Annotated in this window: 13 protein-coding genes; 1 reads left to right on the plus strand and 12 read right to left on the minus strand. The window is 66.5% G+C overall.

Annotation, left to right across the window (positions count from 1 at the left end; all coding sequences use genetic code 11):
- Window positions 1-134 precede the first annotated feature (134 nt).
- Window positions 135-1,355 (minus strand): MFS transporter, encoded by a 1,221-nt coding sequence (locus AC6LKD_RS12285; protein ID WP_498116367.1) that lies wholly within the window; start codon window positions 1,353-1,355, stop codon window positions 135-137.
- Between the two features lie 209 nt (window positions 1,356-1,564).
- On the opposite strand from AC6LKD_RS12285, the gene AC6LKD_RS12290 reads away from it, so the two are divergent.
- On the plus strand, window positions 1,565-2,506 hold the full coding sequence (locus AC6LKD_RS12290; RefSeq protein WP_498116368.1) for a LysR family transcriptional regulator: 942 nt from the start codon (window positions 1,565-1,567) through the stop codon (window positions 2,504-2,506).
- A gap of 11 nt (window positions 2,507-2,517) precedes the next feature.
- Here AC6LKD_RS12290 and trxB read toward each other — a convergent pair whose 3' ends face one another.
- From trxB to AC6LKD_RS12345, 11 genes are all read right to left on the minus strand, one after another.
- A complete protein-coding gene (gene trxB / locus AC6LKD_RS12295; protein WP_498116370.1) occupies window positions 2,518-3,483 on the minus strand; it encodes a thioredoxin-disulfide reductase in 966 nt (321 codons plus the stop codon).
- Entirely contained in the window at window positions 3,480-4,496 is a 1,017-nt protein-coding gene (locus tag AC6LKD_RS12300; RefSeq protein WP_492275747.1) for a Bug family tripartite tricarboxylate transporter substrate binding protein, read from the minus strand. Before AC6LKD_RS12300 ends, trxB begins: the two co-directional genes overlap by 4 nt.
- A gap of 42 nt (window positions 4,497-4,538) precedes the next feature.
- The gene (locus AC6LKD_RS12305; protein WP_498116372.1) at window positions 4,539-5,771 is read right to left on the minus strand and encodes a CaiB/BaiF CoA transferase family protein; all 1,233 of its coding nucleotides are present in this window, start codon (window positions 5,769-5,771) and stop codon (window positions 4,539-4,541) included.
- Window positions 5,772-5,838: 67 nt separating this feature from the next.
- Window positions 5,839-6,417: a UGSC family (seleno)protein gene (locus AC6LKD_RS12310; protein ID WP_492275749.1), complete on the minus strand. Its 579-nt coding sequence runs from the start codon at window positions 6,415-6,417 to the stop codon at window positions 5,839-5,841.
- Between the two features lie 35 nt (window positions 6,418-6,452).
- Window positions 6,453-7,565, minus strand: a complete 1,113-nt coding sequence (locus tag AC6LKD_RS12315; protein WP_492275750.1) for a hypothetical protein — start codon at window positions 7,563-7,565, stop codon at window positions 6,453-6,455.
- A gap of 133 nt (window positions 7,566-7,698) precedes the next feature.
- A complete protein-coding gene (locus tag AC6LKD_RS12320) occupies window positions 7,699-8,118 on the minus strand; it encodes a VOC family protein (RefSeq protein ID WP_498116373.1) in 420 nt (139 codons plus the stop codon).
- 84 nt (window positions 8,119-8,202) lie between these two features.
- Window positions 8,203-10,227: an acetyl/propionyl/methylcrotonyl-CoA carboxylase subunit alpha gene (locus AC6LKD_RS12325; RefSeq protein WP_498116374.1), complete on the minus strand. Its 2,025-nt coding sequence runs from the start codon at window positions 10,225-10,227 to the stop codon at window positions 8,203-8,205.
- 56 nt (window positions 10,228-10,283) lie between these two features.
- A complete protein-coding gene (locus tag AC6LKD_RS12330; RefSeq protein WP_013390876.1) occupies window positions 10,284-11,891 on the minus strand; it encodes a carboxyl transferase domain-containing protein in 1,608 nt (535 codons plus the stop codon).
- 225 nt (window positions 11,892-12,116) lie between these two features.
- On the minus strand, window positions 12,117-13,298 hold the full coding sequence (locus AC6LKD_RS12335) for an acetyl-CoA C-acetyltransferase (protein ID WP_207473921.1): 1,182 nt from the start codon (window positions 13,296-13,298) through the stop codon (window positions 12,117-12,119).
- A gap of 35 nt (window positions 13,299-13,333) precedes the next feature.
- On the minus strand, window positions 13,334-15,190 hold the full coding sequence (gene aceK / locus AC6LKD_RS12340) for a bifunctional isocitrate dehydrogenase kinase/phosphatase (protein ID WP_498116375.1): 1,857 nt from the start codon (window positions 15,188-15,190) through the stop codon (window positions 13,334-13,336).
- Window positions 15,191-15,200: 10 nt separating this feature from the next.
- Window positions 15,201-16,379, minus strand: coding sequence for an isovaleryl-CoA dehydrogenase (locus tag AC6LKD_RS12345; protein WP_207473911.1), 1,179 nt, complete (start codon window positions 16,377-16,379; stop codon window positions 15,201-15,203).
- Window positions 16,380-16,607: the final 228 nt, after the last annotated feature.

Consider the following 16,607-nt stretch of genomic DNA (forward strand, 5'->3'; position numbering starts at 1 on the left):
GCATGGCTTGATCAAATGATAATGATTCTTATTGTATCAAGATTATCGAGTGTTGCTGCCGGGGATAGTTGCAGCGCGATCTCTACGCGGAACTGGCCGATGGCTTCGATGCACTGTTCAACACGCAAACGGGTTCAGGGCGCGTGCAAGCTCCTGAGCTTCCTAAGCTCCGGAAACCACCGCATCCACAACCCCGCCACGGCGATGGTGCCTACCCCGCCGATCACCACCGCAGGCACCGCGCCGAACGCCGCGGCCATGACGCCGGATTCGAATTCGCCGAGCTGGTTGGAGGCGCCGATGAATAGCGTGTTCACGGCGCTGACGCGGCCCAGCATATGGTCGGGCGTGTTCAGTTGCACCAGTGACGAACGCACCACCACGCTGACCGCGTCCGCCGCGCCCAGCACCACCAGTGCGCCGATGGACAGTGGGATCGAGGTCGACAGGCCGAACACCGTGGTCGCCAACCCGAACACGATCAACGCGCCGAACAGCAGCCGGCCCACGTGTTCGCCCAGGCTCAGGCGGGCCAGCGTCAATGACATCAGCGCGGCGCCGCAGGCGGGGGCGGCGCGCAGCGCGCCCAGCGCCCAGGGGCCGGCGTCCAGGATGTCCTTCGCAAAGATGGGCAGTAGCGCCGTGGCCCCGCCCAGCAGCACGGCGAACAGGTCCAGCGACAAGGTGCCCAGCAGCAGGCGGCGCTGAAAGATGAAGGTGATGCCGGCAAACAGCGTGCGCCAGGTGGTCGGTTCCTTGCGCGGCGGAGCGCGCTCGATTACCAGCGTGGCGATGGACGCGAAGGCCGACAAGTACAGGGCCGCCGCCACGCAGTAGATCCACCCAGCTCCCAGCCCGTAGCCGACGCCGCCCAGCGCCGGGCCGGCGATCTGCGCAATTTGTCCGCCGGAGGAAGCCAGCGCCGTCGCGCGCGGCAGCCATTCGCGCGGCACCACCGCCGGGATCAGCGTGGCCATGGTCGGCGCTTCAAAAGCGCGGGCCGAACTCATGATGATGATGGTCGCGTAGATCAGCGTCTTGCCGCCGACGCCATGCAGTGCAGCGATGGCCAGTACCAGCGTGGCCAGCGCCTCCAGCGCCATGCACACAGCCACGATCTTGCGGCGGTCGTAGCGGTCGGCCACGTGGCCCACCACCAGCGTCAACGCCGCCATGGGCAGGAATTGCGCCAGGCCGATCAGTCCCAGGTCCAGGGCGCTGCCGCTCAGCGCATAGATCTGCCAGCCCACCGCGACCGAGACGATCTGGAAGGCCAGCGATGCGCCGATGCGCGCAAGCAGGTAGTGCAGGAAGGCGGGACGGTGAAGCGGACTGGGGGAATCGGGGGCGGGCATGGGGGATGGCGCTTGGGGCGCGTGACGGGCGCCGAACCCCGCATTCTAGGGAGAAGTCGCTGACGGGAAACTAAGAGCCTCCCTGCAGACGGGTTTCGGAAAGCCAGTCTGTCCTGGAAGACGGCGGCTCTCATTCATGCACAAGGCGGATGCGTGAAATCTATAATTCCGATTCCTGCATAAATCGACCCGTACAGGGAAACCCACCCATGGCCACGCTTCCCGACCTGAGTTCGCGCGAATTGCAGGCGATCAGCACCGTCGCCGAGTGCGGCAGTTTCGTCGCCGCCGCACTGACGCTGAATATCTCGCAACCCGCGCTCACGCGCACGGTGCAGCGCGTGGAGAAGGCCTTGGGCGTCGAGCTATTCCATCGTTCCACCCGCCGCGTTGAAACCACGCCGGCGGGCCAGGAATTCGTGTCGCTGGCGAACCGCATGCTGTCCGACCTGCGCATTTCCTACGAGAACATGCGCGAGATTTCGGATGAACAGCGTGGCCGCAGCATCGTGTCCGCTGTGATGTCGGTGGCCTACACGCAGCTGCCAGGCATCGTCGCCCGCTACCGCGAATCCCGGCCCCGTATCGAATTGCAGATCCGCGAGGGCGTGCACGGCACGGTGCTGGACGACGTGCGCAGCGGCGTGGCCGACATGGGAATCACCTACATCGACGAAGTGCCGGGTGATTTTTCGGTGGTGTCGCTGGGTCGTGAGGCGTTTCATGTGGTGATGCCGCGCAAGCATCCGCTGTCCACGCAGACTGGCGTGACGCTGGAGCAGCTGGCGCCGTATGCGCTGGTCTCGCTGCCGCGCGAGGCGCAGACGCGCCGTCTGATCGACAGCCATGCGTCGATTGCCGGCGTGCCGCTGCGGCACGCGGTCACGGTCAGCCAGTTCGCCACCGTGATGCAATGCGTGTGGGCCGGCGTGGGCATCGCCATCGTCCCTGGTGGCGCGGTGCCGGCCGCGTTGAGCGCGGACCTGGTGGCGCGGCCGTTGACCAAGCCCGCGTTGAGCCAGGCCATCGGCGTGGTGTTCCTCAAGGAGCGCGGCCTGACTCCCAGCGCCAGCGGCTTCCTGGCGCAGTTGCGCAGCGACTGGGTGCAGGTCGTTGCGCCCGCGCGCCGCGGCCGCCGCAGTTGCGCCTAGACCAACCGGCCTCAGACCGCCGACCGTTCCAGAAAGCGCTGCGCGTCAAGCGCCGCCATGCAGCCGCTGCCGGCGCTGGTGATGGCTTGCCGGTACACGGTGTCCTGCACGTCGCCAGCGGCGAACACCCCGCCTATGCTGGTCATGGTGGCGAGTCCCTTGCGTCCAGCTTGCGTCACGATATAGCCGTCCTCCAGCGCAAGCTGGCCTTCGAACAGCTCCGTGCTGGGACGATGGCCGATGGCGATAAAGCATCCGCTCACCTCCAGATCCACACAGCTTCCATCGGCCAGGCGCCGGACGCGCACCCCCGTCACGCCGCCTGCGTCGCCCAGCACCTCGTCCAACACACTGTCCAGCTTCAACCGGATCAGGCCTTGTTCGACCTTGGCCTTGAGTTTGTCCAGCATGATGGCCTCGGCGCGGAAGGCGCCGCGCCTGTGGATGAGGGTTACGGATCGGGCGATGTTCGACAGGTACAGCGCTTCCTCGATCGCCGTATTGCCGCCGCCCACCACGCATACGTCGCGGCCGCGATGGAAGAAGCCGTCGCAGGTGGCGCAGCCGGATACGCCCCGGCCCATGTAGGCCTGCTCGGAATCCAGGCCCAGATAGCGCGCGACTGCGCCGGTTGCCACGATCAAGGCGTCGCAGGTATAGGTCGCGCGTTCGCCACGCAGGGTGAAGGGGCGCCGCGACAGGTCCACGCTCTGCACGTGGTCGGCGATGACTTCGGTGCCGAAGCGCAGCGCATGGTCCTGGAATCGCTGCATCAGGTCAGGTCCCTGCACGCCATGCACGTCGGCGGGCCAGTTGTCGACTTCGGTCGTGGTCATGAGCTGGCCGCCCTGCGCCATGCCCGCGATCAGCACCGGCCTCAGGTTGGCGCGGGCGGCGTAGACCGCGGCGGCATAGCCTGCCGGTCCGGAGCCGAGGATGAGCAGCCGCGCATGGCGGTGGGAGTCGGCGGCGCTCATTGCAGCCGGATCCCCGCCAGCCGCACGATCTCGGCATAGCGCTGCGCTTCGGAACGGCAATAGGCGTCGAAGTGTTCCGGCGTATCGCCCACGGGCATGGCCTGCGCGTCGGCCAGGCGCGCCCGCACGTCGGGCCGCTGCAATACCGCATTCACTTGCTGGTAGATGCGTGCGACCAGTTCCGGCGGCGTTTGCGCCGGCGCCCACATACCGTACCAGGTGGTCAGGTTGACGCTGGGATAACCCAGTTCGGCGAAGGTCGGCACGTCCGGCAACGCGGCCACGCGTTGGTCCGAGGTGACCGCTAGCGCGCGCAGTTTTCCGCCCTTGACGAGGCTGATGGACGAGGGCATCGAGTCCAGCATGTAGGTGACCTGGCCGCCGATCACATCGGTCAGCGCCGGCGCGCTGCCCTTGTAGGGGATATGCGTGACGTCGAGCTTGGCGGCCGCCTTGAACACCTCGCCAGCCAGGTGTCCAGGCGTGCCGTTGCTGGATGACGCGAAGTTGTGGCGGCCGGGTTGCGAGCGCACCAGGGCGATCAGGTCGGCAACCGAGCGCACCGGTGAATTGGCGCTGATCACCAGCTGGATGGGCGTCGAGGCCAGATTGGTGATGCCGCGGAAATCCTTGAGCGGATCATGCGACATGTTGGCGTAGAGCGCCGGGTTGACCAGCTGGCCCGAGACATTGATGAGCAGCATGTAGCCATCCGGCGCTGCCTTGGCCACGGCGTCGGCGCCTATCATGCCGCTGGCGCCGGGTCGGTTGTCGATGACGACCGATTGCCCCAGCTTGTCGGCCAAGGTCGCCGCGACGATGCGGCCGACGATGTCGGTGGGACCGCCGGGCGGATAGGGAATGACGACGCGCAGCGGCTTGGACGGGTAGTCGGAGGCGGCCAGCGCCCTGGCGCCGCCGCAAAGCGTACCCAGTGTTGCGCCCGCGGCTCCGATCAACAGGCGGCGCCTGAGGGGGTTTGAGGGGTCCTGCGCCAGAATGCATGGTTCCATGGTTTGTCTCCCTAGTCTCATTCTTGTGTAAGGCACAGCTACTCAGGATGCGGCGGCGATCGCGCCGTTGCGCCGCAGTTCGGCGAGCGCATCTGGCGCCAGTCCCAGCATGTCGCGCAGGACCGGTTCCGTATGGGCGCCCAGTACAGGAGGCGCGCTGCGATACTCCACAGGCGTGCCCGATAGATGCAAGGGGTTGCCGACCAGTTCGGCGCCGCCAGGTCGCGCGTCGGGCATGGGCACGCGCATGCCACGTTGCAAGACTTGCGGATCGGCGAATACTTCCGCCAGGCCGTTGATGGGGCCGCAAGGCACGCCCAGCGTTTCAAGCGTGGTCAGCCAGTGCGCGCTGGGCTGTTCCGCCATCTGCGCCTGGATCTGCGGAATCAGCGTGTCACGCGCGGTCAGCCGCGCCGTGTTGGTGGCGTAGCGAGGATCGTCCGCCAGGTCGGGGCGGCCGATGGCGCCGCAGAAGCGGCGGAATTGCGCGTCGTTGCCCACGGTGACGATGACGTGGCCGTCGCGGGTGGCAAAGTCCTGGTACGGCACGATGTTGGGGTGGGCGTTGCCCAGGCGCGCGGGTTCGCAGCCGCTGGCCAGGAAGTTCATGGCCTGGTTCGCCAGCGCGGCCACCTGCACGTCCAGCAGCGCCACGTCGACGTGCTGCCCCTGGCCCGTGCGGTCGCGATGCGCCAGTGCCGCCTGGATGCCGGCGGTGGCGTACAGGCCGGTCAGGATGTCGGTCAGCGCCACGCCGACCTTCAAGGGGCCGGCGCCGGGCTGTCCGTCGCCCCGGCCGGTGATGCTCATCAGGCCGCCCATGCCCTGGATCAGGAAGTCATAGCCCGGCCGGTTGGCATAGGGCCCGTCCTGGCCGAAGCCGGTGATGGAGCAATACACCAGCCCGGGATGGCTGCGCTTGAGCGTGTCGTAGTCCAGGCCATAGGCCTGCAGACCGCCCACCTTGAAGTTCTCGATCAGTACGTCGCATTGCGCGGCCAGGGCCGCCACCAGCCGCTGGCCATCGGGCGTGGCGATGTCGACGGCCACGGACTTCTTGTTGCGGTTGGCGCCAGCGAAATAAGCCGACTGCGCCACGTCGCCCCATTGCGGATCGCTGATCCATGGCGGGCCCCAGCCGCGCGTGTCATCACCCTGGCCGGGCCGCTCGATCTTGATGACCTCCGCGCCCAGATCCGCGAGCAGCTGGCTGGCCCAGGGGCCCGCCAGCACGCGCGAAAGGTCCAGCACTCGCAAATGCGATAGTGCGCCCATCGTTCTGTCTCCCGTTGTCGCCGCGCCGTCGGCTGCGGCGCCTGAGACGCCGCCTCGGCGGCCGCTGTTATTGCAGCTCTACGCGGACCTGCATTGGCGCCTTCGTTCCCAGCCACACTTGCTGGGCCTGTTCCTTGATCTGGACGACGCGCTGCGCGACTTCCTCTGCGGTGATGGAGCTGACCGGGTGCGCGATCACGACGGGCTCCAGCGCCTTCATGCCGATGGCCTGCCGCGTCAGCTCCGTCTCGCGGGCGAACTCGGTCGTGATGATGACTGCGCTGGGAACGCCCAGCCGCTCCAGCGCGATGGAGTCGCGCACGCAGGCCGAGCAGCAGGAGCCGCAATCGCCGATGGCGGTCAGCACCACGTCGTTCTCGGCCGCGATGCGTTCGATCAGCTCGGGCGCAGCATCCTTGGAGAAGCTGTGCTTGACGTAGTAGTTCACCTCGGCGAACGCGATGTCCTCGCCCAAGGCCGCCGCCGCGCCGCGCAGCAGCTTGTTGGCGTTCCATTTGGAGTTGTCGAGTATGCCCAGCCGCAACCCGGCCAGGTTTTTCTTGCGCGCCGATACGGGCACATCTTCGAAGCGCAGCGCGCCGCGCGGGTCGTACACCGCGATCTTTTCCCCGTTGTTCATCAGCATTTCCGATCTCCTGGTTGTCGTATCCGGATGACGCGTCAGATGGCGCAGGCGCCGCTGGTGCAATCGCCGCTATCGGCGCTTGCACCTTCGATCGACCGCAGCACCGGCGTGCTCATATGCCCCCAGCCGGGTATCAGCACGGAAAAGCGGCCGGCCTCGCCGCCCATCACGAACAGATGGATGTGCTCCGGGCTGTGCACGATGGGAATGCGGGTGTCGTCGTTGCGCTTGTAGTACTTGGGCAGGTTGCGGTTGTAGACCTTGCCGTAGCGGTGGCCATAGGCCAGGTCGATGAAGCGGTTGCCGTGATTGACGTACAGGTAGTTGCGCACGTCGGCGCGCGACCAGCCGTGCTTGCCGATGGTCTGCGCGTGTTCCAGGCCCAGCACCACCGCGATATGGCCGCCCAGCACCGCGCTGTTGGACGCGATGGTGCTCATGGCCGAACACATCGTGTCGAGGATGCCTTCGGGGTCGTTCGAGATGTGGTTGGTGACGCTGTGCGGGGCTTCGGCAGCCATCGCGAAGACGGTGGAGTCTTCGGCCTTGTAGCCGTGTTCCACGTGATACGGCGCCAGCGGACTTTGCAGTTCGTTTTCGCAAACGCAGTAGGTGTACTTGCCGGGATGGCCCAGCGTGCTCTTGTCCAGGTCGCCCGGCCAGCCGCCGCCCACGTTGAGCATGATCAGGCGCAGTGCCCGGCCGATGGTGGCGTTGGCGCGATTGCCGGAGCCGAACGCGTTGACGCCGCCGTTCATGCCGATTTCGCGCGCTATCGGCCCGTTCACAACCAGCAGCGGCGCGGCCACGTGCGTGGTGGCTTGCACGCCATTCAGGTTGAAAGCCTGGTCGGTGACGGCCTTTACCGCTGCCAGCACCACCGGGGCGTACTCGGGCTTGCAGCCGGCCATCACCATGTTGATGGCCAGCACTTCGCGCGTCAGTTCGCCCCAGCGCGGCGCCACTCGCGCTTCGACGAAGTGGGCATCGCCACCCAGCCGGGCCACGATCTCGTCGATCTTTTCCTGAGTCGGCGGCACGACGGGTAACCCGTCGGTGAAGCCGCGCTCGTAGTAGTACTCCACCAGGTCCACGCCGGCCGGCACCATGTTTGCCGGCGATGCCTTCGCTTGCAGAACCGCACTCATCAGAATCTCCTCGTGGCTGTCGAATGACGTTACGAGGAGGATAGGAGTCCTTGCTTATTTATAACAAGGACAATCTATTTCGATAAATGATTGCGAAAAATGCATAAATGAATGGGGCGGGCGCGCGCTGCCGCTACACCTTCGGCCAATACGTCCCGAAGCTCCACAGATTGCCTTCCGGATCGCGGCAGGCGAATTCGCGGCTGCCGTAGGCGGTGTCATAAGGCGGGGTTTCGATGGTGGCGCCGCTGGCCTGGACCTGCGCGTGCAGGGCGTCCGGATCGTTCACGGCCAGGTACAGCGCGTCGGTGCGGCGTCCTTGCAGATCGCCGACCAGCTTGCCATGGGCGTCGTCGCGGTCCGGGCCCAGCATCAGGAGGGAGCTGCCGTAGGCCAGTTCCGCATGCTGCACAGTGCCGTCGTCGCGGTAGACGGCATGTTCGGTGAAGCCCACCACGCCGGTAAGCCAGCGGATCATCGCCTCCGCGTCGCGGCAGCGCAGGGTTGGAAACAGGCGGGGCGCCGCCTGTTCGGATGGCATTGAACTCATCATGGGTACTCCCGTGGATAAGCAGGAGCGCCCATGATGAACCCGCAGGCGGCGAGGCGGGTGACGATTTTGTTACGGCGCGCTTGGCTACTCGCCGATGGCGACCAGCTCGGCCCCTTCCGTCACCTGATCGCCCACGCCGTAGAACACTTCCGAGACCTTGCCGTCGGCGGGCGCGGAAATGGTGTGCTCCATCTTCATGGCTTCCATCACCAGCAGCGGCTGGCCCTTTTCCACGGTGTCGCCGGCCTTGACCGAGATCGAGATGATCTTGCCGGGCATGGGAGCCGTGAGGCCGCCGCCGTGTTCGCCCTGCGTGTCCTGCGAATGCGCCAGCGGATCGTACAGGTCCAGCACATGCACGCCGGCTTCGCCGAAGACGTGGGCGCGGTCGGCGTGCAGCACGACGGTGCCGGCGCTTTCATGGCCGTCCAGCGTGATGCGCAGGCCGTAGGCCAGGTTGGGATTGGCGCTGGCGTGGGCGCGCCACAGGAAGGCTTGCGGACCCGCGCCGCTGTCCAGGGTCCAGGCGCCGCCCTGGCGGGCGACGGTGACGCGGCGGGTTTCGCCGTTGTCGACCCATTGCAGATGCCGTTGATAGCGGTTGCCCAGGCGCCAGCCGTCGCGCGCGTCCCAGGGATCGGCAGGATGTTTGCCGCTGGTGACGCCTGGCTGCGCCAGGCCTTGGCGCACCAGCACCGCGGCGCAGGCCAGGGCCAGCGTGGCAGGACTGGCGGCTTGGGGTTCGGGCAGCAGCGTGGCGCGCTGGCGTTCGATCAGGCCGGTGTCCAGGTCCGCCGCAGCGAAGGCACTGTCCTGCATCAGGCGGGACAGGAAGGCCACGTTGGTCTGCACGCCCACCGCTTGCGTCTGGGCCAGCGCTTGCAGCATGCGGGCGCGGGCCTGGTCGCGGTCGGCGCCGTGCACGATCAGCTTGGCGATCATGGGGTCGTAGAACGGCGTGATGGTATCGCCCATGCGCACGCCGCCGTCGACCCGGATGTCGCCATTGGCGAACGCAGTGTGCGCCGGCAGGCCCAGGTAGGCCAGGGTGCCGATGGACGGCAGGAAGCCCTTCTCGGGGTTCTCTGCGTAGATGCGGGCCTCGATGGCGTGGCCCTGGATGCGCAGGTCTTCCTGGCGCGCCGGCAGCGGCTGGCCGGCGGCCACACGCAGCTGCCATTCGACCAGGTCGTGGCCGGTGATCATTTCGGTGACCGGGTGTTCGACCTGCAGGCGCGTGTTCATTTCCATGAAATAGAAACGGCCGTCGGGCTCGGCAATGAATTCCACCGTGCCCGCGCCCACGTAGCCCACGGCGCGCGCGGCGGCCACGGCGGCTTCGCCCATGGCGCGGCGGCGCTCTTCAGTCATGCCGGGGGCCGGGGCTTCCTCGATCACCTTCTGGTGGCGGCGCTGCACCGAGCAATCGCGTTCGAACAGGTAGACGCAGTTGCCATGCGTGTCGGCGAATACCTGGATTTCAATGTGGCGCGGCTTCTGCAGATAGCGTTCGATCAGCACGCGGTCGTCGCCAAAGCTGGACGCGGCTTCGCGCTGGCAGGAAGCCAATGCGTCGAGGAACGTGCCCGACGATTCGACCACGCGCATGCCCTTGCCGCCGCCGCCGGCGCTGGCCTTGATCAGCACGGGGTAGCCGATGGCGTCGGCCTGGGTCTTGAGGAATTGCGGGTCCTGGTTGTCGCCGTGGTAGCCCGGCACCAGCGGCACGCCGGCTTTCTCCATCAGCGACTTGGCGGCGGACTTGCTGCCCATGGCGGCGATGGCGGAGGCCGGCGGTCCGACGAAGGCGATGCCGGCCTTTTCGGCGGCTTCGGCGAAGGCTTCGTTTTCCGACAGGAAACCATAGCCGGGGTGGATGGCGCCCGCGCCGGTATCGCGCGCGGCTTGCAGGATGGCGTCGGCGCGCAGGTAGCTGGCACGCGGCTCGGAGCCGCCGATGTACACGGCCTGGTCGCAGGCGGCGACGTGGCGGGCGTTGGCGTCGGCGTCGGAATACACCGCCACGGTGCGGATGCCCATGCGGCGGGCGGTGGCGGCCACGCGGCAGGCGATTTCACCGCGGTTGGCAATCAGCAAAGTGTCGAACATGGATGTCATCCAGGCTGAAATTATTCTTGGGCTGCAATGGGGGCGGCTGTGCCGCCCTACATGCGGAACACGCCGAACTTGGTGTCCTCGATGGGCGCGTTCAAGGCTGCCGACAGCGCCAGCCCCAACACGCGCCGCGTGTCGGCCGGCGCGATGATGCCGTCGTCCCACAGGCGCGCGGTGGCGTAGTAAGGATGGCCTTCGCGTTCGTACTGTTCGCGGATGGGCGTCTTGAAGGCGGTTTCCTCGTCGGCGGACCATTGGCCGCCGCGAGCCTCGATGCCGTCGCGCTTGACCGTGGCCAAGACGCTGGCGGCCTGTTCGCCGCCCATGACCGAGATGCGGGCGTTGGGCCACATGAACAGCATGCGCGGCGAATAGGCTCGGCCGCACATGCCGTAGTTGCCGGCGCCGAACGAACCGCCGATCAGCACGGTGAACTTGGGCACGTTGGCGGTGGCCACCGCCGTCACCATCTTGGCGCCGTGGCGGGCGATGCCTTCGTTTTCGTACTTGCGGCCCACCATGAAGCCGGTGATGTTCTGCAGGAACACCAGCGGGATCTTGCGCTGCGCGCACAGTTCGATGAAGTGCGCGCCCTTTTGCGCGGACTCCGAGAACAGGATGCCGTTGTTGGCCACGATGCCTACGGGCATGCCTTGGATGTGTGCGAAGCCGGTGACCAGCGTGGGGCCGAAACGCGCCTTGAACTCGTCGAACTCGGAGCCGTCGACGATGCGCGCGATCACTTCGCGCACGTCATAGGGCTTGCGCGTGTCGGCAGGGATGATGCCGTTCAGCTCGCTGGGGTCGTAGCGCGGCTCGCGTACCGGGATGGTGGCCAGCGGCTGCGGCTTCTTGCGGTTCAGGCGTGCGACGGCGTTGCGCGCCAGTTGCAGCGCGTGCATGTCGTTGGCGGCCAGATGGTCCACCACGCCGGACAGGCGCGTGTGCACGTCGCCGCCGCCCAGGTCTTCGGCGCTGACCTCTTCGCCGGTGGCGGCCTTTACCAGCGGAGGGCCGCCCAGGAAGATGGTGCCCTGATTCTTGACGATGATGGACTCGTCGCTCATGGCGGGCACGTAGGCGCCGCCGGCGGTGCAGGAGCCCATCACCACGGCGATTTGCGAAATGCCCTGCGCGGACATCTGCGCCTGGTTGTAGAAGATGCGGCCGAAGTGCTCGCGGTCGGGGAAGACCTCGTCCTGCTGCGGCAGGTTGGCGCCGCCCGAATCCACCAGGTAGACGCAGGGCAGGTGGTTCTGCGCGGCGATCTCTTGCGCGCGCAGGTGCTTCTTGACCGTCATCGGGTAGTAGGTGCCGCCCTTGACCGTGGCGTCATTGCAGACGATCACGCATTCGGTGCCGGCCACGCGGCCGATGCCGGTGATGACGCCGGCGCCGGGGGCTTCGCCGCCGTACATGCCGTGCGCCGCCATCGGCGACAGTTCCAGGAACGGCGTGCCCGGATCGATCAGGTGTTCAACGCGGTCGCGCGGCAGCAGCTTGCCGCGCGCCACGTGCTTGGCGCGCGCGGCTTCGCTGCCGCCCAGCGCGGTATGGGCCAACTGCTGGTCCAGATCGTCCAGTTGCGCCTGCATGGCCTGCGCATTGTCGGTGTAGTCCTGCGACCGCGGATTGATGCGGGATTCGATGATGGGCATGGGGTTCCACCCGTCCTGCTTGTTGGAAATTTGAAGGCGCTCGTGGAGCGGTTTGTCTCGCTGCCCGGTGGGCCGGGCATGCTTATAGGCTATCGGTATCGAAGAGGGATTTCGTTGCGCCTTTCCTGCACGGCGCGCGACCGACCCGTCGCGCTACGACGCCATGCAAAAAAGGCGCAGCGGAATCCATCGAAAGCCGGGAGGCCGAAGCCTCCCGGCGTTGCGTCAGATCATTTCAATCGCCATGGCGACGGCTTCGCCGCCGCCGATGCACAGCGTGGCCACGCCGCGCTTGCCGCCGGTCTTGCGCAGCGCGCCGACCAGGGTGGCCATCAGGCGGGCGCCGGACGCGCCGATCGGATGGCCCAGGGCGGTGGCGCCGCCGTGGACGTTGACCTTGTCATGCGGCAGCTTGAAGTCGGCCATGGCGGCCATGGTGACCACCGCGAAGGCTTCGTTGATTTCGTAGAGGTCCACGTCCTCGGCCTTCCAGCCGGTCTTGGCGAACAGGTTCTTCAGCGCGCCCACGGGGGCGGTGGTGAACCAGTTCGGCTCTTGCGAGTGCTGGCTGTGGGCGACGATGCGGGCCAGCGGCTTGACGCCGAGCTTCTCGGCGGTGGATGCGCGCATCAGCACCATGGCGGCGGCGCCGTCGGAGATCGACGACGAGTTGGCGGCGGTGACGGTGCCGTCCTTCTTGAAGGCGGGCTTGAGGGTCGGGATCTTTTCCGGCATGGCCTTGGTGGGGGCTTCGTCGGTGTCGATCACGGTGTCGCCCTTGCGGCCGGCGACAGTGACGGGGGCGATTTCCCACTTGAAGCTGCCGTCTTCCGACGCGGCGCGGGCGCGGCGCAGCGATTCCAGCGAGAACGCGTCCTGCTGTTCGCGGGTGAAGGAATACTTGGAGGCGCAGTCCTCGGCAAACACGCCCATGGCCTTGCCCTTGTCGTAGGCGTCTTCCAGACCGTCCAGCGCCATGTGGTCATACACGGTGTTGTGGCCGTAGCGGTAGCCCTGGCGGCCCTTGAGCAGCAGATAGGGGGCGTTGCTCATGCTTTCCTGGCCGCCGGCGACGACGATGTTGGCGCTGCCCGCGGCCAGCAGGTCATGGCCGAACATGGCGGCTTTCAGGCCCGAACCGCAGACTTTGTGGATGGTGGTGCAAGCCACGCCCAGCGGCAGGCCCGCGCCCAGCGCGGCCTGGCGCGCCGGGGCCTGGCCCTGGCCGGCTTGCAGCACGTTGCCCATGATGACTTCTTCGACTTGCTCGGGCTTGATGCCGGCGCGTTCGACGGCGGCCTTGATGGCGATCGAGCCCAGCTCGTGCGCGGCCAGGCCGGACAAGGCGCCCAGCATGCCGCCCATGGGCGTGCGGGCAACGGAAACGATGACGATGGGATCTGACATGGCTAGCTCCTGTGAGGGTCGGGACAGCTCTGGGGTTACGAGGCCGCGTGGTCGCCTGGAGGGCATTCCGGACGCAGGCGTCTGTCCGTATCGTAAGGGAAAAATTCTTCAATCCGGCCTTGCGCCACATGGGTGCGGCAGGCCTGCCACCAGTCCGGTTCCAGCAGGTCGGCATGGTGACGCATGAAGGCGCCGCGCACGCGCGGGTCGCCCAGCAGGAAACGTCCGAATTCCTCGGGGAACACATCATTCGGACCAATGGCGTACCAGGGTTCGGACGCCAGTTCCGCCTCTTCGTTGGGGGCGGGCGGGATGCGCCGGAAATTCATTTCGGTCATGCGCTGGATTTCGTCGTAATCGTAGAAAACGACGCGGCCCAAGCGGGTGACGCCGAAGTTCTTGTACAGCATGTCCCCGGGGAAAATATTGGCCGCGGCCAGCTGGCGGATGGCGTCCCCGTATTCGCGCACGGCCGGGTCCAGCAGCGCGTCCGAGGCCTGGCGCAGATAGATGTTCAAGGGCGTCATGCGCCGTTCGATGTAGACATGGCGGATGACCACCGTGTCGCCGGTTTCCTCTATCAGGCTGGGTACCAGCCGGCGCAGTTCTTCCAGCAGCGCCGGCGCGAAGCGCGCGCGCGGCAGCGCCACCTGCGAGTATTCCCAGGTGTCGGCCATGCGGCCGACGCGGTCGTGCAGCTTCACCATCTGGTACTTGCGGCGCACGGTGGCATGGTCCATGCCGTCCTTGTCGATGCGGTCCTTGATGAGTTTGAACACGTAGGGATAGGACGGCAGCGTGAACACGCACATCACCATGCCCTTGATGCCGGGGGCGATGTCGAAGGCGTCGCGCGAATGGGCCAGGTGATGCAGGAAGTCGCGGTAGAACAGCGTCTTGCCCTGCTTCTGCAGGCCGATCATGGTGTAGAGCTCGGCCTTGGGCTTGCGCGGCAGCAGGCTGGACAGGAAGTTCACCACCGCGGCCGGCGTTTCCATGTCCACCAGGAAGTAGGCGCGGGTGAAGCTGAACAGCGTGCTCAGGTCGTCGGCGCCCAGCAGCAGCGCATCCAGCACGACCTGGCCCGCCGGGTTGCGCATCAGCGCCACCGCGAAGGGATATACCGTACCCTGGTTGATCAGGCGGCCGACGATGTAGGCGCCCTTGTTGCGGAAGAACAGCGAGCCCAGCGCGTGGATCTGGCAGTCGCTGGCGATGCGGCGGCCGACGTGGCGCGGCAGTGTCGCGCGCAGTTGCTTGACCGCGGCGCGCGCCAGCAGCCGCGTGTCGCGCGGCAGGTCTTCAAAGGGCAGCGCCAGACCGAAGTCCGCCACCATGCGGATCAGGCTTTTCTCCAACCCGTCCGTGGCCGGGTAGTAGACCCGGTACGAGGGGATGCTGCTGTCCAGGTAATCGGTGGCGATGGCCGGGCGGACGAACAGGAAGGCGTTGTGGAAATAGTCGCGGTGCAGGATGCGGCAGGAGACCGAGTTGAAGAAGGTCTCGGCGCATTCGGGCTGGCGGTGGTCGCCCAGCAGGCCCACGAATTCCTGCTTGATCTGCTGCCAGAACGCGGTCTGTTCGTCGCTCAGGGTGGGCGCCGTGCTGCCGTTGGCGCCCACCGCGCCTTCGGGGCGGCCGCGCAGCACGCCTTCGAGTTGGGTGGCGCATTCGCGCACCCGCATGTCGTAGTACTCGATGCGCTCGCGCGACAGGCGCTGGATGCCGTGCCAATCGCCGGATTCGAACAATGCCTTGGCGCGCTGGGCGCTGTAGCGGAACAGCGCGTAGTGGCGATCGAAGCCCGCCAGGATCAGCCGCGCGACGTCTAGCGGTGCAGGCCCCGGCGCGGGCGCCTGCTCGATGTGCTGGACGTCGGACATGCGGATCATGGATGCGTGCTCAGGCGGTTTCGTTGAACAGTTCGCGGCCGATCAGCATGCGGCGGATTTCGCTGGTGCCGGCGCCGATCTCGTACAGCTTGGCGTCGCGCCACAGGCGGCCCACCGGGTATTCGTTGATGTAGCCGTTGCCGCCCAGGATCTGCACGCCCTCGCCCGCCATCCAGGTGGCTTTTTCGGCCGTGTACAGAATCAGCGCGGCGCAGTCCTTGCGCACCTGGCGCACGTGCTCGGCGCCCAGGCGGTCCAGGTTCTTGCCGACCTGATAGCAGAAGGCGCGGCTGGCCTGCAGCGTGGTGTACAGATCGGCGACCTTGCCCTGGATGAGTTGGAATTCGCCGATGGCCTGGCCGAACTGCTTGCGGTCATGGATATAGGGGACGACGACGTCCATCACGGCCTGCATGATGCCCACCGGGCCGCCGGACAGCACCGCGCGTTCGTAGTCCAGGCCGCTCATCAGCACCTTGACGCCGCCGTTGACCTGGCCCAGCACGTTCTCTTCGGGAATTTCGCAGTCCTGGAACACCAGTTCGCCGGTGTGGCTGCCGCGCATGCCCAGCTTGTCCAGCTTCTGCGCCACGGAAAAGCCCTTGAAACCCTTTTCGACCAGGAAGGCGGTGATGCCGCGCTGATGGGCTTCGGGGTCGGTCTTGGCGTAGACCACCAGGGTGTCGGCGTCGGGGCCGTTGGTGATCCACATCTTGGTGCCGTTCAGCACGTAGCGGTCGCCCTTCTTGTCGGCGCGCAGCTTCATGCTGACCACGTCGGAACCGGCGCCCGGCTCGCTCATGGCCAGCGCGCCCACGTGTTCGCCGGAAATCAGCTTGGGCAGGTACTTGGCCTTCTGGGCCGCAGTGCCGTTGCGATTGATCTGGTTCACGCACAGGTTGGAGTGGGCGCCGTAGGACAGGCCGACCGAGGCGCTGGCGCGGGAGATTTCCTCCATCACGATCATGTGGGCCAGATAGCCCATTTTTGCGCCGCCGTATTCCTCGTCGGCCGTCATGCCCAGCACGCCCAGTTCGCCGAATTTGCGCCAGAGATCCATGGGGAACTGGTCGCTGCGGTCCACTTCTGCGGCGCGCGGCGCGATCTCGGCTTGCGCAAAATTGCGCACCGCGTCGCGCAGCATGTCCAGATCTTCGCCCAGGTCGAAGTTCAGGCCGGGAAGGTTCATCGCTGTCTCCGTGATAGTAGGTACTTACTATTTTGTGGGCGCCTGGCTCCGGCGCCGGATTGCCGCGCGTGGCTCATGATGCGCCGATCGGCCATCGCTAGGCAATGATGCACCGCAAATATTACGTTTACGTAAACGTAAATTGGAGTCGGGTTATCCCTAGGTAATTGCGTGTTACCGGGGGAGCGGCCCTGGGTAAGATTCCAGCCGATCCTTGAATCCTGAATT

It is taken from the genome of Achromobacter sp. D7-1 (assembly GCF_059760445.1).